General features: G+C 67.5%; 22 protein-coding genes. 11 read left to right on the forward strand and 11 right to left on the reverse strand.

The genetic code is table 11. The features are described from left to right. Positions 1-2: 2 nt before the first annotated feature. Positions 3-305 (reverse strand): STAS domain-containing protein, encoded by a 303-nt coding sequence (locus CP958_RS20135; RefSeq protein WP_096703974.1) that lies wholly within the window; start codon positions 303-305, stop codon positions 3-5. Between the two features lie 179 nt (positions 306-484). On the opposite strand from CP958_RS20135, the gene CP958_RS20140 reads away from it, so the two are divergent. The 3 genes from CP958_RS20140 to CP958_RS20150 all read left to right on the forward strand — a co-directional run bounded on the left by CP958_RS20140 (position 485) and on the right by CP958_RS20150 (position 4,070). Then, a complete protein-coding gene (locus tag CP958_RS20140) occupies positions 485-2,440 on the forward strand; it encodes an acetoacetate--CoA ligase (RefSeq protein WP_096703975.1) in 1,956 nt (651 codons plus the stop codon). Positions 2,441-2,503: 63 nt separating this feature from the next. Continuing rightward, positions 2,504-3,274 (forward strand): carbonic anhydrase family protein, encoded by a 771-nt coding sequence (locus CP958_RS20145; protein WP_096703976.1) that lies wholly within the window; start codon positions 2,504-2,506, stop codon positions 3,272-3,274. Between the two features lie 10 nt (positions 3,275-3,284). Next, positions 3,285-4,070 (forward strand): hypothetical protein, encoded by a 786-nt coding sequence (locus CP958_RS20150; protein ID WP_096703977.1) that lies wholly within the window; start codon positions 3,285-3,287, stop codon positions 4,068-4,070. 40 nt (positions 4,071-4,110) lie between these two features. Here the strand turns inward: CP958_RS20150 and CP958_RS20155 are convergent, their stop codons facing one another. After that, positions 4,111-4,761: a hypothetical protein gene (locus tag CP958_RS20155; RefSeq protein ID WP_096703978.1), complete on the reverse strand. Its 651-nt coding sequence runs from the start codon at positions 4,759-4,761 to the stop codon at positions 4,111-4,113. Between the two features lie 136 nt (positions 4,762-4,897). After that, entirely contained in the window at positions 4,898-5,740 is an 843-nt protein-coding gene (gene rlmJ, locus CP958_RS20160) for a 23S rRNA (adenine(2030)-N(6))-methyltransferase RlmJ (protein ID WP_096703979.1), read from the reverse strand. 422 nt (positions 5,741-6,162) lie between these two features. Here rlmJ and CP958_RS20165 point away from each other — a divergent pair, with 422 nt between their 5' ends. From CP958_RS20165 to CP958_RS20185, 5 genes are all read left to right on the forward strand, one after another. Beyond that, positions 6,163-6,687, forward strand: coding sequence for a PAS domain-containing protein (locus tag CP958_RS20165; RefSeq protein ID WP_096703980.1), 525 nt, complete (start codon positions 6,163-6,165; stop codon positions 6,685-6,687). Then, the gene (locus tag CP958_RS20170) at positions 6,665-7,975 is read left to right on the forward strand and encodes a methyl-accepting chemotaxis protein (protein WP_096703981.1); all 1,311 of its coding nucleotides are present in this window, start codon (positions 6,665-6,667) and stop codon (positions 7,973-7,975) included. The genes CP958_RS20165 and CP958_RS20170 overlap by 23 nt, the downstream gene beginning before the upstream one ends. A gap of 289 nt (positions 7,976-8,264) precedes the next feature. After that, on the forward strand, positions 8,265-9,284 hold the full coding sequence (locus tag CP958_RS20175) for an aspartate-semialdehyde dehydrogenase (protein ID WP_096703982.1): 1,020 nt from the start codon (positions 8,265-8,267) through the stop codon (positions 9,282-9,284). Between the two features lie 219 nt (positions 9,285-9,503). After that, the gene (locus CP958_RS20180) at positions 9,504-10,322 is read left to right on the forward strand and encodes an ATP-binding cassette domain-containing protein (RefSeq protein WP_096703983.1); all 819 of its coding nucleotides are present in this window, start codon (positions 9,504-9,506) and stop codon (positions 10,320-10,322) included. Beyond that, on the forward strand, positions 10,322-11,215 hold the full coding sequence (locus CP958_RS20185; RefSeq protein WP_096703984.1) for a hydrogen peroxide-inducible genes activator: 894 nt from the start codon (positions 10,322-10,324) through the stop codon (positions 11,213-11,215). Before CP958_RS20180 ends, CP958_RS20185 begins: the two co-directional genes overlap by 1 nt. A gap of 68 nt (positions 11,216-11,283) precedes the next feature. Here the strand turns inward: CP958_RS20185 and CP958_RS20190 are convergent, their stop codons facing one another. From CP958_RS20190 to pip, 7 genes are all read right to left on the reverse strand, one after another. Then, the gene (locus CP958_RS20190) at positions 11,284-12,216 is read right to left on the reverse strand and encodes a ribose-phosphate pyrophosphokinase (RefSeq protein WP_009871053.1); all 933 of its coding nucleotides are present in this window, start codon (positions 12,214-12,216) and stop codon (positions 11,284-11,286) included. Between the two features lie 102 nt (positions 12,217-12,318). After that, positions 12,319-13,140 carry a hypothetical protein gene (locus CP958_RS20195; RefSeq protein WP_096703985.1) on the reverse strand — a complete coding sequence of 274 codons (822 nt, stop codon included), beginning with the start codon at positions 13,138-13,140 and terminating at the stop codon, positions 12,319-12,321. Then, a complete protein-coding gene (gene pgeF / locus CP958_RS20200; protein ID WP_096703986.1) occupies positions 13,137-13,907 on the reverse strand; it encodes a peptidoglycan editing factor PgeF in 771 nt (256 codons plus the stop codon). Before pgeF ends, CP958_RS20195 begins: the two co-directional genes overlap by 4 nt. Continuing rightward, positions 13,904-14,980, reverse strand: coding sequence for an SAM-dependent methyltransferase (locus CP958_RS20205; protein ID WP_096704207.1), 1,077 nt, complete (start codon positions 14,978-14,980; stop codon positions 13,904-13,906). Before CP958_RS20205 ends, pgeF begins: the two co-directional genes overlap by 4 nt. Continuing rightward, positions 14,977-15,795, reverse strand: coding sequence for a prolipoprotein diacylglyceryl transferase (lgt, locus tag CP958_RS20210; protein WP_096703987.1), 819 nt, complete (start codon positions 15,793-15,795; stop codon positions 14,977-14,979). Before lgt ends, CP958_RS20205 begins: the two co-directional genes overlap by 4 nt. Next, positions 15,795-16,781, reverse strand: coding sequence for an ADP-glyceromanno-heptose 6-epimerase (gene rfaD, locus CP958_RS20215; RefSeq protein WP_096703988.1), 987 nt, complete (start codon positions 16,779-16,781; stop codon positions 15,795-15,797). The genes lgt and rfaD overlap by 1 nt, the downstream gene beginning before the upstream one ends. Before the next feature lie 63 nt (positions 16,782-16,844). After that, on the reverse strand, positions 16,845-17,786 hold the full coding sequence (pip, locus tag CP958_RS20220) for a prolyl aminopeptidase (RefSeq protein ID WP_096703989.1): 942 nt from the start codon (positions 17,784-17,786) through the stop codon (positions 16,845-16,847). A 95-nt stretch (positions 17,787-17,881) separates the two neighbouring features. Between pip and queA the strand changes: the two genes are divergently transcribed. From queA to CP958_RS20235, 3 genes are read left to right on the forward strand one after another with little or no spacing between them, the layout of a single operon-like run. Beyond that, a complete protein-coding gene (gene queA / locus CP958_RS20225) occupies positions 17,882-18,919 on the forward strand; it encodes a tRNA preQ1(34) S-adenosylmethionine ribosyltransferase-isomerase QueA (RefSeq protein WP_096703990.1) in 1,038 nt (345 codons plus the stop codon). Then, positions 18,916-20,043 carry a tRNA guanosine(34) transglycosylase Tgt gene (gene tgt / locus CP958_RS20230; protein ID WP_096703991.1) on the forward strand — a complete coding sequence of 376 codons (1,128 nt, stop codon included), beginning with the start codon at positions 18,916-18,918 and terminating at the stop codon, positions 20,041-20,043. Before queA ends, tgt begins: the two co-directional genes overlap by 4 nt. Then, entirely contained in the window at positions 20,040-20,621 is a 582-nt protein-coding gene (locus tag CP958_RS20235; protein WP_096703992.1) for an isoprenylcysteine carboxylmethyltransferase family protein, read from the forward strand. The genes tgt and CP958_RS20235 overlap by 4 nt, the downstream gene beginning before the upstream one ends. Here the strand turns inward: CP958_RS20235 and CP958_RS20240 are convergent. Beyond that, entirely contained in the window at positions 20,611-21,129 is a 519-nt protein-coding gene (locus CP958_RS20240) for an invasion associated locus B family protein (RefSeq protein WP_096703993.1), read from the reverse strand. The genes CP958_RS20235 and CP958_RS20240 overlap by 11 nt on opposite strands. Positions 21,130-21,174: the final 45 nt, after the last annotated feature.

Genomic DNA, 21,174 nt, shown 5'->3' on the forward strand with positions numbered 1-21,174 from the left:
GGCTATTCGAAATCGAAACTGGAATGGCCGTCGGTCAACTCGAACAGGCGCCGCACATTGCCCGAGGCGCCGCGCAGGGTGAGGTGCCGTCCCTTGCCGACGATTTCATCCTTGGCCAGATGCAGCATTCCCAATCCCACGGAATCCACCCGTCCCACCCTGGCCAGGTCGAAGACGACCCGGGCCGCCGTGATCGAATTGATGTCGGTGATCAGGCCGTTCATCTGGCTGGTGACGGTATAGTCCATGGTCCCGTCGAGCCGGACGGTCAGGGTATCGTCCTGGTGGGAGATGGAAATGTTCATGGGAAACCTGAATTCCTCGATTGGGTAGTCGATGATTATGCTACGACTTTGCCTGTCGCTCCAGGGATTGAATCAGGCAAATTGTGTCTCGCGTATAGGTGTTTGCCGCAAGATCAACCCTTGGCGCCACTGCGGCTTCGCGGTAAAAACGAACAGATGATCGTAAAAGTGGAGGTAGCATGTCCGTTCTGCTGTGGCAACCGTCCAACGAGCGTGTCGAAGCCTCGGCGCTTGCCCGGTTTATGCGCCAGGCCGATACCCGCTTTCACGCCGGAGCGAGCGATTACCAGACGCTGTGGCGCTGGTCGGTGGACCGCCCCGATCAGTTTTGGTCCCTGGTGTGGGACGAGGTGGGGATTGTCGGCGACGGGCCGGGCGGCGTGGTGGTGGACGATGCCGGCCGCATGCCGGGCGCCAGATGGTTCCCCGAGGCACGGCTGAACTTCGCCGAGAACCTGCTGCGGCGCGACGATGCCGGCGACGCCATCGTCTTCTGGGGCGAGGACAAGGTGAAGCGGCGGCTGTCCTTCGCCGATCTGCATGCCCTGGTGTCGCGCATCCAGCAGGCGCTGAAGGCGGCGGGAGTCGGACCGGGCGACCGGGTGGCGGGCTACATGCCCAACATGCCGGAATCGGTGGCCTTCATGCTGGCGGCGGCCAGTCTGGGCGCCATCTGGTCCTCGGCCTCGCCCGATTTCGGCGTCCAGGGCGTGCTGGACCGCTTCGGCCAGATCGCCCCCAGGGTGCTGGTGGCCGCCGAGGGCTATTTCTATTCGGGCAAGGCCCACGACTGCCTGGAAAAGCTGGCGTCCATCGTGCCGGGCATTCCCTCGCTGGAGAGCGTGGTGGTGGTGCCCTACACCCGTGAGGCGGCGGATATCTCGGGCCTGCCCAAGGCGGTGCATCTGGGCGACTTCCTGGCGCCGTATACGCCCCGCGCGGTGGAGTTCGTCCGCCTGCCCTTCGATCATCCCCTCTACATCATGTATTCGTCGGGCACCACCGGGGCGCCCAAGTGTATCGTCCACTCGGCGGGCGGGGCGCTGATCCAGCAGTTGAAGGAGCACCGGCTGCATTGCGACGTGCGCAAAGGTGACCGGGTCTTCTACTTCACCACCTGCGGCTGGATGATGTGGAACTGGCTGGTGGCCGGCCTGGGGGCCGAGGCCACCCTGCTGCTCTACGACGGTAATCCCAGCCATCTGGGCGGCAACATCCTGTTCGACTTCGCCGATGCCGAGGGCATGACCCTGTTCGGCACCTCGGCCAAGTGGATCGACGCCATCGCCAAGATGGGCCTGGAACCCATCAGGACCCACTCGCTGACGACGGTGCGCACCCTGTGCTCCACCGGCTCGGTCCTGGCGCCCGAGGGCTTCGACTACATCTACGGCAAGGTGAAGGCGGACGTGCAACTGGCCTCCATCTCGGGGGGCACCGACATCATCTCGTGCTTCATGCTGGGCAACCCGCTGGCCCCGGTCTATCGCGGCGAGATCCAGTGCCGGGGGCTCGGCATGAAGGTCGAGGTGTTCGACGAGAACGGGCGCTCGCTGGAGGGCGAGAAGGGCGAACTGGTCTGCACCCGCGCCTTCCCCTCCATGCCGGTGGGATTCTGGAACGACGATGACGGCGCCAAGTACCGTGCCGCCTATTTCGAGAAATTCCCCGGCATCTGGACCCACGGCGACTGGGTGGAGCTTAATCCCCGGACCGGCGGCATCATCGTCTTCGGCCGCTCGGACGCCACCCTCAATCCCGGCGGCGTGCGCATCGGCACCGCCGAGATCTACCGTCAGGTGGAGCAGATCGACGACGTGCTGGAAAGCCTGGTGATCGGCCAGGACTGGCAGGCCGACGTCCGCGTGGTGCTGTTCGTGCGGCTGCGCGACGGGGTGACGCTGACGCCGGAGCTGGAGGCGCGCATCAGGAAGCGCATCCGCGACAACACCACGCCGCGCCATGTGCCGGCCAAGGTGGTGCAGGTGGCCGACATTCCCCGCACCAAGTCGGGCAAGATCGTCGAACTGGCGGTCCGCGACGTGGTGCACGGCCGCGCCGTCAAGAACAAGGAGGCCCTGGCCAACCCGGAGGCGCTCGATCTGTTCACCGGCCGCTCCGAGTTGGAGGAGTGATAGACGGCCGTCAACTTTGACGATAGCCTTTCCCTTCGAGTTTGTTTGACGGGAGGGGCAGTCATGGATCGTCGTTCATTCCTCAAGGGGGCCACGGGCGCTGCCTGTCTGTGCGGCACGTGCGGCGGTTCCATCGCCCAGGCGGTGGCCGCCGAGGGAGCCCACTGGGCCTATGAGGGCCATGGCGGACCGGCCGAGTGGGGCATGCTGTCGCCGGAATACGCCGCCTGCTCCATGGGGCGCGAGCAATCGCCCGTCGACCTGTCCAAGCCCATTGCCGCCATCATCGGCGATCCGCTGACCGCCTGGCGGCCGGTGCCGCTCAGGGTGCAGAACAACGGTCACACCATCCAGGTGGATTGCGGCGGCGGCGGCAGTCTGATGCTGGACGGCAAGTCCTACGACCTGCTGCAGTTCCACTTCCATCACCCCAGCGAACACACGGTGGACGGCGCCTTCTTCGACATGGAGTGCCACTTCGTCCACAAGGCGGCCGATGGCGGTCTGGCGGTGCTGGGGGTGATGATCGCCAAGGGTGGCGCCAACCCGGCGCTTGAGGCCATCTGGCAGGTGATGCCGGGCAAGGGTGGCGAGAGCGTCACCGGGTCGTCCATGCTCGATCCCTCCATGCTGCTGCCCAAGGACCCGGTGACCTTCCGCTATGCCGGATCGCTGACCACGCCGCCCTGCTCCGAGGTGGTGCAGTGGGTTGTCTACCGTCAGGCCATCACCGCCTCGGCCGAGCAATTGGCCGCCTTCGCCAAGCTGTTTCCCAACAATGCCCGTCCGGTCCAGCCGCTCAACCGCCGCAAGCTGCTGCTCGATGTGATGTGAGGTGGGTGAGATGACGCATCGCTTTCCGCTCGCTCTCCTGCCGCTGGGCGCCGTGGCTTTGCTGGCGGGCTGCGCCGCCTCGCCCCAGCCCATGGACGGAGGCTGGTACCAGGGCACCTGGATCGTCACCGACGCCTTCCCCTCGGGGGCCGTGGCCGACGCCGCTTCCGCGCCGCGCGGTCAGGCCGTGCCCATGGACACCGCTCGGGCCGGTGATGCCGCCGGCCGTGTCTGCCCGTCGCCGCGCTACAGCGAGGACCGGGCGCCGTTGAGTTCGGTGATCGGGGCGGCGGCCGCCGACTGGCCGGGCATGTCCGATCAGGTCACGGTGCTCAATGTGGACTGTGACGGCCGGCCTTTCGCCCGCTATGCGGTGATGGCCGACGGCGCCCTGATGGCCCGCTACGGCGGCTGGGTGCTGCGGCTGGAGCACGGCGAGAAGCTGGCGGCCAATCCCGCTCCCATGATGGCCGAGCCGGCGGCTGCACCCATGGCGGTGGCGCCTCCGCCTCCGCCTGCGGTGACGCCGCCCCCGCCGGTTGCCGAGGCGCCGCGCAGGCTGGTCTATCTCGCCTCGTACAAGACCGAGGCGTGGGCTCGCAAGGGCTGGGGCGTCCTGGCCGGGCACTCGGCCGCCCTCAAGGCCTCGGAGCCGGTGCTGAAGGACGTCGAGATCAAGGGCAAGGGCAAGTTCGTGCGCCTGTTCGCCGGGGCCAGGGACGACGGCGCCGCCAAGACCATCTGCAAGGAATTGGGCAAGGCCATCGCCGAATGCGGCGTGGCGGGGCGGGAATAGGAGCGGGCGGCGGTGCGCGTCACATCCGACGCGTGATGATCTAGAAGCGGTAGCCCAGGCCGGCGCCGAGCGTCAGGCCGGTTCCCGGCTGATCGGTGCCGCTGGCCCGGTTGGCGCCGGCCATGCCGCCGACGCTGAAGGACGGGCTCACCTGATGGATCAGGCTGAGCGACATATTGATTTCGTTGCCGTTGGGGCCGGTGCGGTAAGGATCGGCCAGGGTCAGGGCCGGATGCTGGGAATTGGGGCTGATATAGCCCCAATCGGTGCGGTTGACGCCCAGGCTGAGCGATGCCCGGCTGTCGGTGCCCAGGGCTCCGCCGGCCCACGAGGCGGCGAGGTTGGCGCCGCTGCTGGCGCCGTCGCTGCGCAGCGACGAGGACAACTGGACATTGGCGCCGCCATAGGCGACGTAGCCGCCCACCGCCAGCGGGCTGCCCGGCAGGCCGAAGGCCAGGGGCGAGCCGGACAGGCCGGCCGATGGCCCCGACACGGCCCCCGCCGACAGCTTTCCCGACGACATCAGGGGCAGGCGGGACTCGCCCAGGCCGAAGGCGGGTGCCTCGGCTCGCGCCGCGCCGCCACCCGGCACCAGCCGCGCGGCGGGGGAGAGCTCGGCCGAATCCGCCGGTCCCGCCGCCCACAGGGGCAGCGCCAGGATGGAGAACAGAACGGAACGAGCGGAAGTCATGGCCTGAGACGGGTAAAGGTGTATCGCTTCAGGAAGATATAGGCGCCGGTCCGGCCGTGGGGAAGTCCCTGGAACGGCTGTCGTTTTGATTCTTTGCAAGTGTTGCAGTTTTGCACTGCAATATCGGGAAAACTCCCTACGTCTTTTCGGCGATCAGATGGCGAATGGCGGTGCTGCCGGTGTCGGGGGCGACGATTGCGGCCAGCCAGGGCAGGACGCGCTCCAGGCTTTCCCGCAGTTGCCAGGGCGGATTGATCACCAGCAGGCCGCTGCCGTTGAGCCTGAACGGGTCCTCGGCCGGGCGCAGCAGCAACTCCACGGCCAGGGTTTCCGGGCCGCCTTGGTCGGCGATGTCCCGATAGAAGGCCTCCACCGGCTCGCGGCCCTTGATGGGATACCAGGCCAGATAGATGCCGGTGGGCCACAGCTTGCGGGCCCGGCGCAGGGCGGCCAGCAGTCGCTCGAACTCGTTCTTGACCTCGAAGGGCGGGTCCATCAGCACCAGCCCGCGCCGCTCGGGCGGCGGCAGCAATCCCTTGGCGGCGGTGTAGCCGTCCAGATGGTGGACGCCGACCCGGCGGTCGCCGTGGAAGCGGGCCCGCAGCGTCTCCACGTCCTCGGGGTGCAGTTCCACCAGGGCCATGCGGTCCTGGGGACGCATCAGGCCGCGCACCAGTTCGGGCGAGCCGGGGTAGCGGCGCAGCGTGCCGTCCGAGTTCCAGGCCCGCACCACCGCCAGATAGGTCTCCAGTTCGGCGGGCGGACGGGGCGCGTCCAGGACCTTGGCGATACCGTTCAGATATTCGCCGGTCTTGTCGGCCTGGGGGGCCTCCAGGTCGTAGGCGCCGATTCCCGCATGGGTATCGAGCACAAAGAACGGCGTGTCCTTGCGCTTCAGTCCGGCGATGACCAGCGCCAGGATGGCGTGCTTCATCACATCGGCGAAGTTTCCTGCGTGGTAGGCGTGGCGGTAGTTCATACCCTGCTCTCGGACCCTTGGCTGCGGTGGCGCGAAAGCATAGAGGGCGTCGCCGCCAGGGGGCAAAGGGAAAGCGCCATAAGTGGACTTAAAATTAAAACTATTAAAAATAAAGAATGAGTGGGGTGTTTACTGTAGCCCGACTAATCAAGCCATTATTCCAATGGTATAAGCGGTAATACCAACGAATGGTATAAAGGCTCGGTAGAGAAATTGATCAGTGGCATGGAAAGGCGGCGGCTCCATCGACTCCTGTGATTTATGACGGATGACCCTTTTGTAAAAGACACATTTTGATGCATCTTCGTTCATCCTTTTCGAAGGGATTTGGTGTAGTGTCCGCTTCGGAGCGGCTCCAATGTGGGGCCGGGGCTGCATTGGCCGGGTGGCTGCCCGGCATTCTGCTTGCGCGGGGAATAGTCATGTCGCGTCCTGGTGTTTACTTGTCCGGGGTGGAGCGCACATTCGGCGCCGACGAGATCATCGTCAGCAAGACCGATACCAAAGGGCGGATCATCTATGCCAACGAGGTGTTCCTGCGGATGGCCGGTTTCGCCGAGGGCGAGATTCTCAACCAGCCGCACAGCATCATCCGCCATCCCGACATGCCGCGCTGCGTCTTCAAGCTGCTGTGGGACACCATCGAGGCCGGCAAGGAAATCTTCGCCTATGTGAAGAACCGGTCCAAGAACGGTGACCATTACTGGGTGCTGGCCCACGTGACCCCCACCTTCGACAAGACGGGCAAGATCGTCAGCTACCATTCCAACCGCCGTTCGCCCCGACGGGACGCGGTGGAAAAGGCCGAGGGCCTCTACAAGGAACTGCTCGCCATCGAGAACGGCCACGATGATCGCAAGGTCGGCATGGAAGCCGCCTTCCAGGCCGTGGTCGCCAAACTGCAAGGCGCGGGAGTGCCCTACGATGAATTCGTCTTCTCTCTCTAGGGCCCTGGCCGCCGCCATTCTCGCCGCGGTACTGTGCGGAATCGGCGCGCTGATCGCCCTGAGCCGCGGCGCACTGCTCGATGCGGGAGCCATGGGGCTGGCGGCGCTGGGGGCGCTGGCCGTGCTGTATTACGTCAACCGGGCGCGCGCCAGCATCCACCGGGCCTGCCAGGTTCTGGGCGAGGCCGGAGCGGGCCGCCTGGACGTGCGCATCATCGGTATCGTCGAAGGTGGGACCCTCGGCCGGTTGGACAAGGCGATCAACCGGTTGCTCGACCTGACCGAGGTGTTCACCAAGGAGGCCGACGCCGCCATGGCGCTGACCTCCGAGGGCCGTTATTTCCGCCATATCCTCACCGACGGCATGGTGGGCGAGTTCGCCGACCATGCGCGACTGATCAACAAGGCGCTCTCGGGGATGGAAATGCGCGCCAATGCCTTCAGCGCCGAAGCCACCGGAGTCGGCAACACCATCAAGCACGTCACCCAGGTGGTGGCCGCCACCGCCACCGAGCTGGAAGCCACCGCCCAGCAGATGTCCGACATCGCGTCCCAGACCAGCGAGCAGTCCACCAAGGTGGCCGGTGCCGCCGAGGATGCCTACACCCATGTGGAAGCGGTGGCGGCGGCGGCCGAGCAGGTGTCGTCCGGCATCCGCGACGTGGCGGCGCGCATCCAGGATTCGGCCCGCATGGCCCAGGAAACGGTGCGGGTCGCCACCGAGACCGACGAGGCCATCAACGGCCTCAACATAGCGGCGCAGAAGATCGGCGAGGTGGTCAACCTGATCACCGAGATCGCCAGCCAGACCAACCTGCTGGCCTTGAACGCCACCATCGAGGCGGCGCGGGCCGGTGAAGCCGGCAAGGGCTTCGCCGTGGTCGCCAACGAGGTCAAGCATCTGGCCAATCAGACGGCGCGCGCCACCGACGAGATTTCCAGCCAGATCGACGGCATGCGCCAGGCCACCGGCCAGGCGGTGGGTGCGGTGCGCAACATCGCCGGCAAGATCCGCGAGATCAACGACAACGCCACCGGCATCGCCGCCACCACCGAGCAGCAGAGCGCGGCGGTGGCCGAGATGAGCCGTTCCATCCGCACCGTCGCCGCCGACGTGCAGACGGTGGCCGACACCATCGGCGAAGTGGCTTCCACCGCCGGCACCGCCACCGACGCCGCCGGACAGGTGCTGGTCGCCGCCGGTGATCTGGCCAACCGCACGGTCAGCATGAACGACGACATCGACGCCTTCATCTCGCGGGTGTGCTCGGGCATCAAGGGGGCGTAGGGCGGGGACGCCCCTTTCTCCTTGCGTGGCGGAACGGCTTCCGTTAAAGCTACGCTTCCGATGGAGGAAACCATGTTCGTCTGCTTGTCCAAGGCAAACGCATTGCGCGTCCGGGGCTCTGCCTCGGCGGCGGCCTTCATCACTACCAAAACCGGCGCCACCAAGACCGCTTGAGCGGGCCGGTTCGTCACGATTGCACGAAAAAGGCCCGCGGAAAGCTTCCCGCGGGCCTTTTCGTATCTCGATAAGCGCCAGGGAACCAAGGGCTCTGGAAAACGGAGAGGACAAGATGGGTTACAAGGTTGCTGTAATCGGCGCGACCGGCAATGTGGGCCGGGCAATGCTTCAGATCCTGGTGGATCGCAAGTTTCCGGTGGACGAGGTCGTCGCCCTGGCGTCCGAGCGGTCGGTCGGCCGCGAAGTCGCTTTCGGCGACAACAAGATCCTGAAGTGCAAGGACCTGGCCACCTTCGACTTCAAGGGCTTCGATATCGCCCTGTCCTCTCCCGGCGCCAAGGTCTCGGCCCTTCATTCCCCGCGCGCCGCCGCCGCCGGCTGCGTGGTGATCGACAACACCTCGCATTTCCGCATGGACCCCGATGTGCCGCTGGTGGTGCCCGAGGTCAATCCGGAAGCCATCGCCCAGTACAAGAAGAAGGGCATCATCGCCAACCCCAACTGCTCGACCATCCAGATGGTGGTGGCGCTGAAGCCCCTGCACAAGCTGGGCAAGATCAAGCGCGTCGTCGTCTCGACCTACCAGTCGGTGTCGGGCGCCGGCAAGGAGGGCATGGACGAGCTTTACGACCAGACCAAGGGTGTCCTGGTCCATGACGCCATCAAGCCGAACAAGTTCTCCAAGCAGATCGCCTTCAACCTGATCCCGCAGATCGACGTCTTCATGGAAGACGGCTCGACCAAGGAAGAGTGGAAGATGGTGGTCGAGACCCACAAGATTCTCGACCCCGACATCGCCGTGAACGCCACCTGCGTGCGCGTGCCGGTGTTCGTCAGCCATTCGGAATCCATCAACGTGGAATTCGAGCGTCCGGTCAGCGTCGCCGAGGCCACCAGGGCGCTGCGCGACGCCGAAGGCGTGGTGGTGATGGATACCCGCGAGCCGGGCGGCTACATCACGCCCCTGGAGACCACCGGCGAGGACCCGGTCTATGTCAGCCGCATCCGCAAGGACCCCACCGTCAAGAACGGCCTGTCCTTCTGGTGCGTCGCCGACAACCTCAGGAAGGGCGCGGCGCTCAACGCCGTGCAGATCGCCGAGGTGCTGATCCGCGATTACCTGAAGAAGTAGGTCCCCCACCGTCGTTATCGTCGGTCTTGATCCGGTGATCCATGGATGCCCGGATCAAGACCGCGGCTGTCCGGTTTAAGTTTCCGGGTGCCGGGGATCGGCTGTTTCACCACCAAGCCACCAAGGGCACCAGGACGGGAAGGTGGGACTCGGAACGAACGGCCACTCCAAATGGGGTGGCCGTTTGCCGTTTGGGGCGGGCCGGTCTATCCTGGTTCCATGACCAAGACAGCCGCAGCACCGGTGGAAATCCGCATCGAGGGCCTGACCAAGGCGTTCGATGGCCATCCGGTGTTGCGTGGTGTCGATCTCGATATCCAGGCCGGCGCCTTCGTGGCGGTGGTGGGGGGATCGGGATGCGGCAAGAGCGTCCTGCTCAACCATATCCTCGGTCTGATGCAACCGGACGGCGGACGGGTGCTGGTCGCCGATCCCGAACGGCCCGATAGCCCGCTGCTCGACCTCGCCGCTCTGGATGCCGACCAAATGGCCGATATCCACGTCCATTGGGGCGTGGTGTTTCAGCGCAACGCCCTGTTCTCCGGCACCGTGCTGGACAATATCGGCCTGTGGCTGGAGGAGGTCGGCCATCTGGGCGTCGCCGACATCGAGCACATGGCCCAGCGCGTGCTGGCGGCGGTGGGACTGCCCGCCACGCCCGATTTCCTGGCCGGGCGGGTGGAGTCCCTGTCGGGCGGCATGGCCAAGCGCATCGCCATCGCCCGTGCCCTGGCCATGGAGCCGCGCTGCATGTTCTTCGACGAGCCGACCACCGGCCTCGATCCGGTCACCGCCTCGCAGATTCAGGACCTGCTGCTCTCCACCCATGTGGACGAGCGTGATGGACTGGCACGGACCACCATCGTCGTTACCCACGACAAGGACCTGCTGTACCGGCTGCGGCCCCGCGTGGTGATGCTGCACGACGGGCGGGTGTCGTTCGACGGGCCGTTCGAGGATTTCGAGGCATCGAGATCGCCGATCATCCGTCCCTATTTCGACCTGATGCCGACGCTGCACCAGCGGGAACTCGCCTGATGCAGGCCCACCTACCCACCTTGCGCCAACTGCGCTATCTGGTCGCCCTGGCCGAGCACCGCCATTTCGGCCGCGCCGCCGAGGCGTGTCTGGCGACCCAAAGCACCCTGTCGGCCGGGTTGCAGGAACTGGAAAGCCTGCTGGGCGTCACCCTGGTGGAGCGGACCAAGCGCAAGGTGCTGATGACGCCGCTGGGCGACGAGGTGGCGGCGCGGGCCCGCGACCTGCTGCGCGGTGCCGAGGACATCGCCGATCTGGCCCGTGCCCACGGCAAGCCGCTGACCGGCGGCCTGCGCCTGGGGGTGATTCCCACCATCGCGCCGTTTCTGCTGCCCCGCGTGCTGCCCGGCCTGCGCCGCCTCTATCCCGACCTCAAGCTGGCGCTGCGCGAGGATCTGACGGCGCGACTGCTGGAGCGTCTGGTCAACGGCGACCTGGACGCGGCGGTCCTGGCCCTGCCCTACGAGGCGGCCGAGGTGGAGATGGAGGCGCTGTTCACCGACCCCTTCGTGCTGGCCTGTCCGCCCGGCCATCCCCTGGCGGCACGGGAAACCGTCAGCGGCGCCGATCTGGCCGGGGCGGACCTGCTGTTGCTGGAAGAGGGGCATTGCCTGCGCGACCATGCTCTGGCCGCCTGCTCGCTGCCGGCGCCCAGGCGGGGCGAGGGTATCCTGGGCACATCGCTGGGCACCCTGGTGCAGATGGTCGCCTCGGGCATGGGGGTGACCCTGCTGCCCCGGCTGGCGGTGGAGGCCGGCGTTCTGATCGGCACCGATCTGGTCACCCGCCCGCTGTCCGGCGGCGGCGCCCGCCTGCTGGGGCTGGCCTGGCGCAAGTCCAGCGCCCGCAAGGACGAATTCCGTCTGCTGGGGCGCGCGCTGTTCGGGTTATAGATTCTCGGGGCCGGAAACGCCAATGCCCGGCGCAAGGCCGGGCACGACGTGGAAGATACCGGACGGCCTCAGTCGAACAGGCTGGAGACCGAGCGCTCCTCGCTGATGCGCGAGATGGATTCGGCCATCAGCGGGGCGATGGTGACCTGACGGATGTTGCGGGCCATCTTCACCGCCTCGGTGGCGGGGATGGAATCGGTGATCACCAGTTCCTCGAGAGGCGAGGCGGTGACACGGGCCACGGCGCCGCCCGACAGCACGCCGTGGGTGACGAAGGCGGCCACCGAGACGGCTCCGGCCTTCATCAGCGCCTCGGCGGCGTTGCACAGCGTACCGGCGGAATCGACGATGTCGTCGACCATGATGCAGCGGCGGCCGCGCACGTCGCCGATGATGTTCATCACCTCGGACACACCGGCCTTTTCGCGGCGCTTGTCGATGATGGCGAGATCGGCGTCGATGCGGCTGGCGATGGCGCGGGCGCGCACCACGCCGCCCACGTCGGGCGACACCACCATGACGTCGTCGCCCTGGTAGCGGGCGCGGATATCGTTGGTGAACACCGGGGCGGCGTAGAGGTTATCCAGCGGAATGTCGAAGAAGCCCTGGATCTGGCCCGAATGCAGGTCCAGCGTCACCACGCGGTCGGCGCCGGCGGTGGTGATCAGGTTGGCGACCAGCTTGGCCGAGATGGGCGAGCGGGGCGACGACTTGCGGTCCTGGCGGGCATAGCCGAAATAGGGGATCACCGCCGTGATGCGCCGGGCCGAGCCGCGCCGCAGGGCGTCCAGGGTGACCAGCAGTTCCATCAGATTGTCGTTGGCGGGATAGCTGGTGGATTGGATGACGAAGACGTCCTCGCCACGGACGTTCTCGTGAATTTCGACGAACACCTCGTTGTCCGAGAAGCGGCGGATCACCGCCTTGGTGATGGACATGGTGAGATATTCGGCGATCGCTTCCGCGAGGGGCCGGTTGCTGTTGCAAGCGAGGATTTTCATGATGGATACCGCCGGGTTAGCGCGCCGCTGCGCTGACGTGAAACCGGCACTCGTATATCAGCCGGATACCTGTCCTGTAAACCGGTGGCTATGACCGATCCACTATTTCTGTGGTATGGCGGCTATGATGTCGGCGATACCCTCGGCCCCGCCGGCCGCGATATCGCCGGCCAGCGCGCCCCACGGGCCGGAAAGGCGGCCCTTGGGCAGGGCGCCCTGCTGGGCGGCCTTGCCCAGTTCCGCACCGGTCTTGGCGTCCAGCACGATCCAGGTCACGTCCAGAATCTCCTCGCCGGGGCGGCCGGGCACCAGGGTGACACGGCCACGGATCGCCAGTTCGGCCTCGGCCCCGCCCAGTTTGACCCCCAGACGCTGCAAGGCGCGGCCGAGAGCCTTGGCCAGCGCGCTGTCGCCGTCGCCCGGCAATCCGCCCAGGGGCTCCAGCCGCGCCACGGGAAGGCGCGGCGGCGCGGCGGCGGCCGTCGCTTCGGCCGGTTCGCCGTGCAGGGTGGCGGCATACCGGGCGATCACCTCGTCGGCCAGCCGGTCGATGGTGGCCGGCCCCGCCTTGTCCCAAAGGGCGGTGGGCAGGGTCTGGGGGAAGGCGGTCGGCGGTTCGCCTTCCGGGACGATCAGACGCCAGCGCAGGGTCTTGGCGGCGACGGTGGTCTCGGTCTCGGCCACCAGAACCCAGGACCCGCTGACCGCGCTGCGGGTCGAGGCGGGGATGTCCTGATCGGTCAGGCGCTTGACGATGGCCTTGGCGAGGGCGTCGCCGCTGGGGCTGTCGTCGGGCGGGCGCACCACCACGCCACGCGGCCCCGGCGGGCTTACCGCCGCGTTGATGCCGTCGTGGCGGAAGGGCTGGGGCGGCTCGCCGCAGGCGGCCAACAGCAGGAGCAGGGCAAGGGAAAGACGTTTCATCGGTCCAGCGTGATCACCGAAATCTGCCGGCCGTAATCGGCCTCGCCCCGCAAGGTGGCGCGGCGATAGCTGAAGAAGCGGGCTTCGTCGCGGAGCGTGTCGGCGGGCACCCGCGTCACCTCGTGCACGCCGATGCGCGACAGCTTGCGCGAGATGTAGCCCGGCAGGTCGAACAGGTGATGGTCGGGTTTGGCCGGCGAGGGAGCGAAGAAATCGGCGTTTTCGGCTTCCTCGGCCAGGAAGGGAGCGGGGAATTCCGGTCCCACCTCGTAATTGCGGTGGCCGATGCACGGCCCGATGGCGGCGACGATCTTGGGCTTCCTGGCGCCGATGGCGATCATGGCCTTGACGGTGTTCTCCAGCACGTCGCCCAGGGCTCCCCGCCAGCCGGCATGGGCGGCGCCGATGATTCCCGACTTGCCGTCGGCGAACAGCACCGGGGCGCAATCGGCGGTAAGGATGCCCAGGCCGATGCCGGGACGGTCGGTGACCATGGCGTCGGCCTTGGGGGCGTTGCCCGGCTCCCACGGCTCGGTGACCGTCACCACGTCGCTGGAATGGGTCTGGTACAAGGTGACCAGCGCCTCTTCCGGCAGGTCGAGCAGGGCCATGACGCGGCGGCGGTTTTCCTTCACCGCTTCGGGCTTGTCGGAGGAACCGGGGCCGCAATTGAGCGAGGCGTACAGGCCTTCCGATACGCCGCCTTCCCGGGTGAAGAAGCCGTGGCGGATGCGGACGAACTCGTTGAGGGCCGACAGGGTGATCATTCAGCGGGTTCCAGGCCGGGAGGGACGGGCAGCAGAGGGTTGGCGAGGGCCATGACCTTGAACAGGGTGCCCATTTCGCCGGGATCGATCAAGCGCCGTGCGCCGCTGGCCAGATGAGCCGCCTGTTCGGAGGTGGCGTTGCCCATCAGCATGCGGGCCCGTTCCTCCAGCCCCAGGCGGGCCAGGAAGCGACCCTGCGACACCGGGCCATGGATGGCGGCGATACCCGCCGCCGCCTCGGCCAGGGCCTGGAAATCCACATGGGCGGTGATATCGGCATGGCCCGGCTCGGACAGCACCGGGTGGTGCTTGTGGCCCTTCAGCGCCTGCAGGCTGTCGCCGGCGGCGCTTGTTCCGTAGCCGTAATCGATGATCAGGGCGGCGCCGCCCTGGGTGACCACGCGCCGGGCGATGGCCTGGGCCAGTTCCCGCCCCTGGGGACTAATCTCGGCCAGGGCGCCGTCGGAGGCATTCAGCACGGCGGGGGCCAGGGGCGGTTCGTCCACCACCGGGCCGGCGGTGAAGACGAGCGCACCGCCGTCGTCCAGGGCGACCACCCGTTCGCGCCAGACGCCGCCGTTCTTTTCCAACTGGCGGATGGGCAGGGCGTCGAACAGCTCGTTGGCGACCAGCAACAGCGGTCCATCGGGCAGGTCCTCGAACCGCTGGTGCCAGGTGACCCGGCTGTCGGCCAGACTCTGTTGCTGGCGGTTGCGGAGCGCCGGGCTGGTCTCGATCAGGTGGACGTCCAGGGCCTTGGCGAAGGGGGGCAAGGCGGCGGCGGCGCGCAGCAGGTCGGCCATCAGGGTGCCGCGTCCCGGTCCGATCTCGGCCAGCACCACGCGGCCGGGCGAGCCCATGCTCTGCCAGACCAGGGCGCACCACAGGCCGAGCAGCTCGCCGAACATCTGGCTGATCTCGGGAGCCGTGGTGAAGTCGCCGGCCATGCCGAACGGATCGCGGCCCATGTAGTAGCCGTGCTCGGGATGCCCCAGCGCCTCGGCCATGAAGTCGGACACCGGGATGGGGCCGGTGGTCCTGATCCTCTCGGCGAGAATGTCGGCCAGACTCATCCGGCGGCCTTGGCCCGGGGTCCGCGCCGCCACGCCCACACCAGCATGGCGAGGCCGACCAGGACCTGGGGAATGGACAGCAACTGCCCCATGGTGGCGCCACCCCACAGGAAGCCCAGATGGGCGTCGGGCTGGCGGAAGAACTCGGCGGTGATGCGCGCCAGACCATAGCCGGCCAGGAACACCCCGGACAGGGCGCCGGCCCGATAGCGGATATCGGTCAGCTTCCACAGGCCGAACATGATCAGGAACAGGATCACGCCCTCCAGACCGGCTTCGTAGAGCTGGCTGGGATGGCGGGGAATGGGGCCGCCGCCGGGGAACACCATGGCCCATTCCACGTCGGGGGCGACGCGGCCGAACAGCTCGCCGTTGACGAAATTGGCCAGGCGGCCGAAGAACAGGCCGATGGGCACGGCACAGCAGATCACGTCGCCCACCAGGAACAGGTTGCGGCCCCTGAAGCGCGAGAAGGCGATGATGCCGAGGATGACGCCCAGCGCTCCGCCGTGGAACGACATGCCGCCCTGCCAGACCATGGGGATTTCCAGCGGATTGGCGAGGTAGTGCAGCGGCTTGTAGAACAGCACGTAGCCCAGCCGGCCGCCCAGCACCACGCCGAGCGTCGCCCACACCAGGAAGTCGTCGACCTCGATCTCGGTCATGGCGTTGGGTGGGCGGGCCACCAGGAACTTGACGTAGCGCCAGCCGGTCATCAGCCCGGCGATATAGGCCAGAGCGTACCAGCGGATGGCGAACGGCCCCAGTTGCAGGGCGATGGGGTCGAGGTGGGGATAGGCCAGGGCGAAGGTCATCAGCGGTAGGCATCCCCAGAGGCCAGGAAGCGTTTCACGTATTGCTCGACGCCGTCTTCCAGCGAGGTGAAGGGCTTGGTATAGCCGGCGCGGTGCAGGCGCTCCATCTTGGCCTGGGTGAAATACTGGTACTTGTCGCGGATCTCGATGGGGGTGTCGCGGAACTTGATCTGCGGCTCGCGGCCCACGGCGTGATAGACAGCGTTGGCCAGATCGAGGAACGAGCGGGCCTTGCCGGTGCCGACGTTGAACAGGCCGCTGACCCTGGGGTTCTCGATCAGCCACATCACCACGTCGACCACGTCGCCGACCCAGATGAAGTCGCGCAGCTGGCCGCCATCCGGGTATTTGGGATTGTGCGACTTGAACAGCTGGTAGGCGGCGTTCTTCTCGGCGTGGGGATAGACCTGGGCCACCACGCTCTGCTGGTTGCCCTTGTGGTACTCGTTGGGGCCGTAGACGTTGAAGAACTTGAGGCCCGCCCATTGCGGCGGCTTGCGCGATCCCGCCGACACCTTGCGCGCCACCCGGCGGTCGAACAGGTGCTTGGACCAGCCATAGGCGTTGAGCGGCCGCAGCTTGGCCAGATGCTCCATGGAGCCGTCGTCGTCGAAGCCCTGGGTCCCGTCGCCGTAGGTGGCGGCCGACGAGGCGTAGATGAAGCGTACGTTGTGCACGGCGCACCACTTCCACAGCGCCAGGGACAGCGAGAAATTGTTGGCGAGGATCTTGTCGGCGTCGGTCTCGGTGGTGGCCGAGATGGCGCCCATGTGGACGATGACTTCCATGTGCTTGGCGTTGGCTTCCAGGAAGTCGAACAACTGCTCGGGATGGACGATGTCGGCCAGCTCGCGCTTGGCGATGTTGTGCCACTTGGTGCCCGAACGCAGGCGGTCGCAGACCACCAGCTTGCCCGCCCCCTTCTCCTCGAGGGCCGCCAGGATGTTGGAACCGATGAAGCCGGCTCCGCCGGTGACGAGGATCATGGGGCGCTCCGCGCGTGGGATTGGTCCGCGACTCTTATAGGCCGGGATGTCCGACCCCGCAAGTTACCGTCTGATCCTCATCTTCATGCGTTCGGCCGCGTCGACCAGTCCGGCGCGGATGCCGGGCTCCATGGCCGAGTGGCCGGCGTCGGGGATGACGCGCAGGTCGCAGCCTTCCCAGGCGCGGGCCAGGTCGTCGGCCGAATTGGGCGGACAGACCATGTCGTAGCGTCCCTGGATGATCATGGCGGGCAGGTGGCGGATGCGGTCCAGCTCGTCCAGGAGCTGGTTGGGGCGCATGAAGCCGTCGTGGGCCATGTAATGGGCCTCGATGCGGGCGAGCGCCAGGGTGGACGGGCCGTCGGCCTCGCCGCTCTCCTCGCGGGGCAGCAGGCGGGCGCAGGCCTCCTCGTAGCCGCACCAGATGCGGGCGGCCGGCATGTGGATGGCCGGGTCGGCATGGTTGAGCCGCCGGACATAGGCATCCAGCGGCCGCTGGCGCTCGGCCTCGGGCAGGTGGGAGATGAAGCGGCGATGGGCCTCGGGGAAGAAGCGGCCCATGCCGGCCATGAACCACTCCACCTCGATGGGACGGAACAGGAAGATGCCGCGCATGATGAAGCCGGTGCAGCGCTCGGGGTATGCCTGGCCATAGGCCAGCGCCAGGGTGCTGCCCCACGAGCCGCCGAACAGCAGCCAGCGGTCGACGCCCAGGTGATGGCGCAGCTTCTCGAGATCGGCCACCAGATGGCCGGTGGTATTGGCGTGCACCGAGGCGCAGGGCCGCGAGCGGCCCGAGCCGCGCTGGTCGAACAGCACTACGCGCCAGAATTTGGGGTCGAAGAAGCGGCGATAGGCGGGCGCGGTGCCGGCCCCCGGCCCGCCATGGACGAAGACCACCGCCGGGCCGTCGGGATTACCCGAGACCTCCCAGTAGAGGTCGTGGCCGTCTCCCACGGCCAGCATACCCGAGGCATGGGGCTCGAACGGCGGAAACAACTCCATGGTTTCTCCTCTTGCGCTTATTTCCAATATGGCACGCGCCCGCCTCGCCTGCGAGTGCTTGACGGTGGGTATTCGCACGGCCTAAACCCGCCCACATGAAAGTGGATGATTTCGACTTCGACCTGCCGCGCGACCTGATCGCCGAACGTCCCGCCAGTCCGCGGGATTCGGCGCGGCTGCTGCATGTCCCGACGGCGGGCGGGCTGGCCGATCTCGGGGTGCGCGACCTTCCCGACCTGCTGCTGCCCGGCGATATCCTGGTGTTCAACGATACGCGGGTGATTCCCGCCCGGCTGTTCGGGCGCCGGGGGCTGGCGGGGGTGGAGGTGACGCTGCACCAGCGTACGGGGCTGGCCCAGTGGAAGGCCTTCGCCCGCCCGGCCAAGAAGCTCCGGCCCGGCGACCGGGTGGACTTCGCCGAGGGCTTCTCGGCCACCGTGGCGGAGAAGGGCGAGATGGGCGAGGTGACCCTGGATTTCGACCGCTCGGGCGAGGACCTGATGGTGGCGCTCGAGACCTTCGGCCACCTGCCGTTGCCGCCCTATATCCGCCAGGGCGAGGCCGACGAGCGGGATCGCGATGACTACCAGACGGTCTTCGCCCGCGAGAAGGGGGCGGTGGCGGCGCCTACCGCCGGGCTGCACTTCACCCCGGACCTGCTGGCCGCCCTGGAGGCGCGGGGCGTCAAACGCGCCACGGTGACCCTGCACGTGGGGGCGGGAACCTTCCTGCCGGTCAAGGTGGATGACACCGACGACCACCGCATGCACCAGGAGATCGGCGTGGTGACGCCCGAAACCGCCGCCGCCATCAATGCGGCGCGGGCGGCGGGCGGCCGGGTGGTGGCGGTGGGAACCACCTCGGCCCGCCTTTTGGAAAGCGCCGCCGATCCCCTGGGCACGCTGGCGCCCTTCGACGGCGCCACCGACATCTTCATCACGCCGGGTCACGCCTTCCGGCTGGTGGACGTGCTGCTGACCAATTTTCATCTGCCGCGCTCGACCCTGTTCATGCTGGTCTCGGCCTTTTCCGGCCTGGAACGCATGAAGGCGGTCTACGAGCACGCCAAGGTGGCGGGCTACCGCTTCTACTCCTACGGCGATTGCTGCCTGCTGGAACGGACACCGACATGACCCAGTTCTCCTTCGAGCTTCTCGCCACCGATGGCGCCGCCCGGCGCGGGCGGGTCAATACCGCCCATGGCGCCATCGACACCCCGGCCTTCATGCCGGTGGGCACGGCCGGCACGGTCAAGGCCATGCTGCCGGCCTCGGTGGCCGCCACCGGCGCCCAGATCGTGCTGGGCAACACCTATCACCTGATGCTGCGCCCCGGCGCCGAGCGGGTGGCGCGCCTGGGCGGCCTGCACAAATTCATGAACTGGCCGGGACCGATCCTCACCGATTCCGGCGGCTTCCAGGTGATGAGCCTGGCCAAGCTTCGGAAGATGGATGCCGACGGTGTCACCTTCCAGTCGCACCACGACGGGTCCAGGCATCGCCTGACCCCGGAAAGCTCCATGGAGATCCAGCGTCTGCTGGATGCCGACATCACCATGGCCTTCGACGAGTGCACGCCCTTTCCCGCCACCCATGAGCAGGCGGCGGAAAGCATGCGTCTGTCCATGCGTTGGGCGCGGCGCTCCAAGGAGGCTTTCGTCCAGCGCCCCGGCTACGGCCTGTTCGGCATCGTCCAGGGCGGCGTTTATCCCGAACTGCGGGCGGAATCGGCCCGGGCGCTGCTGGAGATCGGCTTCGAGGGCTATGCCGTGGGCGGTCTGGCGGTGGGCGAGGGCCAGGAGGCCATGTTCGCCACCCTGGACGTCACCACGCCGCTGTTGCCCGCCGACAAGCCCCGCTACCTGATGGGGGTGGGGCGCCCGTCCGACATCATCGGCGCGGTGGGGCGCGGCATCGACATGTTCGACTGCGTCATGCCGACCCGCTCGGGCCGCACCGCCCAGGCCTTCACCCGGCGGGGCACCGTCAACCTGCGCAATGCCCGCCACCAGGACGATCCCCGGCCGCTGGAGGAGGGCTGCCCCTGTCCGGCCTGCCGCGACCATTCGCGGGCCTATCTCCACCACCTGACCCGCTCGGAAGAGATTCTGGGGCCGATGCTGCTGACCTGGCACAACATCCAGGCCTATCAGACCCTGACCGCCGGTCTGCGCGCCGCCATCGCCGAGGGGCGTTTCGCCCAATTCGCGGCGGAAGCCGCCGCGCTGGAGGAGATGGGGGATATTCCGCCGCTATGAGCGGTCACCTCGCCTACGCCCTGGCCTGGATCGCCTTCGGCCTGTCCCACAGCGGACTGGCCGGGCGGAACCTCGCCGGGCGGCGCTGGTCGCGTATCGCATACAATGCCATCGCCCTTGCCGCCTTCCTGGCGGTGGGAGGAGTGGGCGGCTGGGCCCTGGGCGCCGAACCGGCCTTCGACCTGCCTCCCTGGGCGCGTTGGGCCTTGGGCGGCGTGCATCTGGCCGGCTGGGCGGTGATGCTGCTGTCGGCGCGCCATTACGATCTGGGACGGCTGGGCGGCCTCAGCCAGTTGCGCCACCCCGAGCGGCCGGCCGACGAGGGGCTGCGCCTCGACGGCCCCCACGCTTGGGTGCGCCATCCCCTCTATGCCGGGGCTTTCCTGATCCTGTGGGGAGCGGCCCTGTCGCCGCTGGGCCTCGCCACCGCCCTGTGGGGCAGCCTCTACCTGCTGGCCGGGACCTATTGCGAGGAGCGCAGGCTCCTGGCCCGATACGGCGCCGACTATGCCGCCTATCGGGCCAGGGTGCCGGCCTTCGTACCGTGGCGCAGGCCCGGCGGGGCGCCTACCGCTTGATATTGCACGCCTTGTCGGCGGCGGACAGCGCATCGGAAAAGCCCGACAGCGGGAAGGCGGCGGCGATGTCGGCGCCCTTGGCCGGGCTGGCGTGCAGGGTGGCTTCCTTACCCTTCTGCAGGCTGGTGATGATGGCCTTGTCGGCCTTGGCGTCATCGGCCCAGGCGCGGTCGCCCTTGGTGAACAGCGAGTGCTTCATGGCGCCCACCTGCAACTCGACCTTGGAGTCCTTCTTGAAGCCGTAGGTGCCGTTGATGCTGACCTCGTCCACGCCCTTGGCGCCGGGGCGGTGGGTGACGATCAGATAGGTGGTGGTGGGCTTGCCCTTCTCGCCGCCGGTGACCTTGCCGGCGGTGGCGGCCAGATAGCAGACCTTGGCGCTGCCTTCGGTGTAGGCGAAGCTTTCCCATTCGCCGAACTTGCCCAGGCGCTTGGTGGTGTCGGCGGCGAAAGCCGTGCCGGTCGAGGCGAGCAGGGTGACGGCGATGACGAGCGGGCGGGCGATCATGGGCTGAGTTCCTCGTATGTCCTCTGGAATCTTAATAGCCGCCAA

The organism is Magnetospirillum sp. 15-1 (genome assembly GCF_900184795.1).
Taxonomy (GTDB): Bacteria; Pseudomonadota; Alphaproteobacteria; order Rhodospirillales; family Magnetospirillaceae; genus Phaeospirillum.

Bases quoted from the DNA above. Each gene is read 5' to 3' on its own strand.
- CP958_RS20135 (WP_096703974.1), bottom strand. From the start codon at position 305: ATGAACATTTCCATCTCCCACCAGGACGATACCCTGACCGTCCGGCTC.
- CP958_RS20140 (WP_096703975.1), top strand. From the start codon at position 485: ATGTCCGTTCTGCTGTGGCAACCGTCCAACGAGCGTGTCGAAGCCTCG.
- CP958_RS20145 (WP_096703976.1), top strand. From the start codon at position 2,504: ATGGATCGTCGTTCATTCCTCAAGGGGGCCACGGGCGCTGCCTGTCTG.
- CP958_RS20150 (WP_096703977.1), top strand. From the start codon at position 3,285: ATGACGCATCGCTTTCCGCTCGCTCTCCTGCCGCTGGGCGCCGTGGCT.
- CP958_RS20155 (WP_096703978.1), bottom strand. From the start codon at position 4,761: ATGACTTCCGCTCGTTCCGTTCTGTTCTCCATCCTGGCGCTGCCCCTG.
- rlmJ (WP_096703979.1), bottom strand. From the start codon at position 5,740: ATGAACTACCGCCACGCCTACCACGCAGGAAACTTCGCCGATGTGATG.
- CP958_RS20165 (WP_096703980.1), top strand. From the start codon at position 6,163: ATGTCGCGTCCTGGTGTTTACTTGTCCGGGGTGGAGCGCACATTCGGC.
- CP958_RS20170 (WP_096703981.1), top strand. From the start codon at position 6,665: ATGAATTCGTCTTCTCTCTCTAGGGCCCTGGCCGCCGCCATTCTCGCC.
- CP958_RS20175 (WP_096703982.1), top strand. From the start codon at position 8,265: ATGGGTTACAAGGTTGCTGTAATCGGCGCGACCGGCAATGTGGGCCGG.
- CP958_RS20180 (WP_096703983.1), top strand. From the start codon at position 9,504: ATGACCAAGACAGCCGCAGCACCGGTGGAAATCCGCATCGAGGGCCTG.
- CP958_RS20185 (WP_096703984.1), top strand. From the start codon at position 10,322: ATGCAGGCCCACCTACCCACCTTGCGCCAACTGCGCTATCTGGTCGCC.
- CP958_RS20190 (WP_009871053.1), bottom strand. From the start codon at position 12,216: ATGAAAATCCTCGCTTGCAACAGCAACCGGCCCCTCGCGGAAGCGATC.
- CP958_RS20195 (WP_096703985.1), bottom strand. From the start codon at position 13,140: ATGAAACGTCTTTCCCTTGCCCTGCTCCTGCTGTTGGCCGCCTGCGGC.
- pgeF (WP_096703986.1), bottom strand. From the start codon at position 13,907: ATGATCACCCTGTCGGCCCTCAACGAGTTCGTCCGCATCCGCCACGGC.
- CP958_RS20205 (WP_096704207.1), bottom strand. From the start codon at position 14,980: ATGAGTCTGGCCGACATTCTCGCCGAGAGGATCAGGACCACCGGCCCC.
- lgt (WP_096703987.1), bottom strand. From the start codon at position 15,795: ATGACCTTCGCCCTGGCCTATCCCCACCTCGACCCCATCGCCCTGCAA.
- rfaD (WP_096703988.1), bottom strand. From the start codon at position 16,781: ATGATCCTCGTCACCGGCGGAGCCGGCTTCATCGGTTCCAACATCCTG.
- pip (WP_096703989.1), bottom strand. From the start codon at position 17,786: ATGGAGTTGTTTCCGCCGTTCGAGCCCCATGCCTCGGGTATGCTGGCC.
- queA (WP_096703990.1), top strand. From the start codon at position 17,882: ATGAAAGTGGATGATTTCGACTTCGACCTGCCGCGCGACCTGATCGCC.
- tgt (WP_096703991.1), top strand. From the start codon at position 18,916: ATGACCCAGTTCTCCTTCGAGCTTCTCGCCACCGATGGCGCCGCCCGG.
- CP958_RS20235 (WP_096703992.1), top strand. From the start codon at position 20,040: ATGAGCGGTCACCTCGCCTACGCCCTGGCCTGGATCGCCTTCGGCCTG.
- CP958_RS20240 (WP_096703993.1), bottom strand. From the start codon at position 21,129: ATGATCGCCCGCCCGCTCGTCATCGCCGTCACCCTGCTCGCCTCGACC.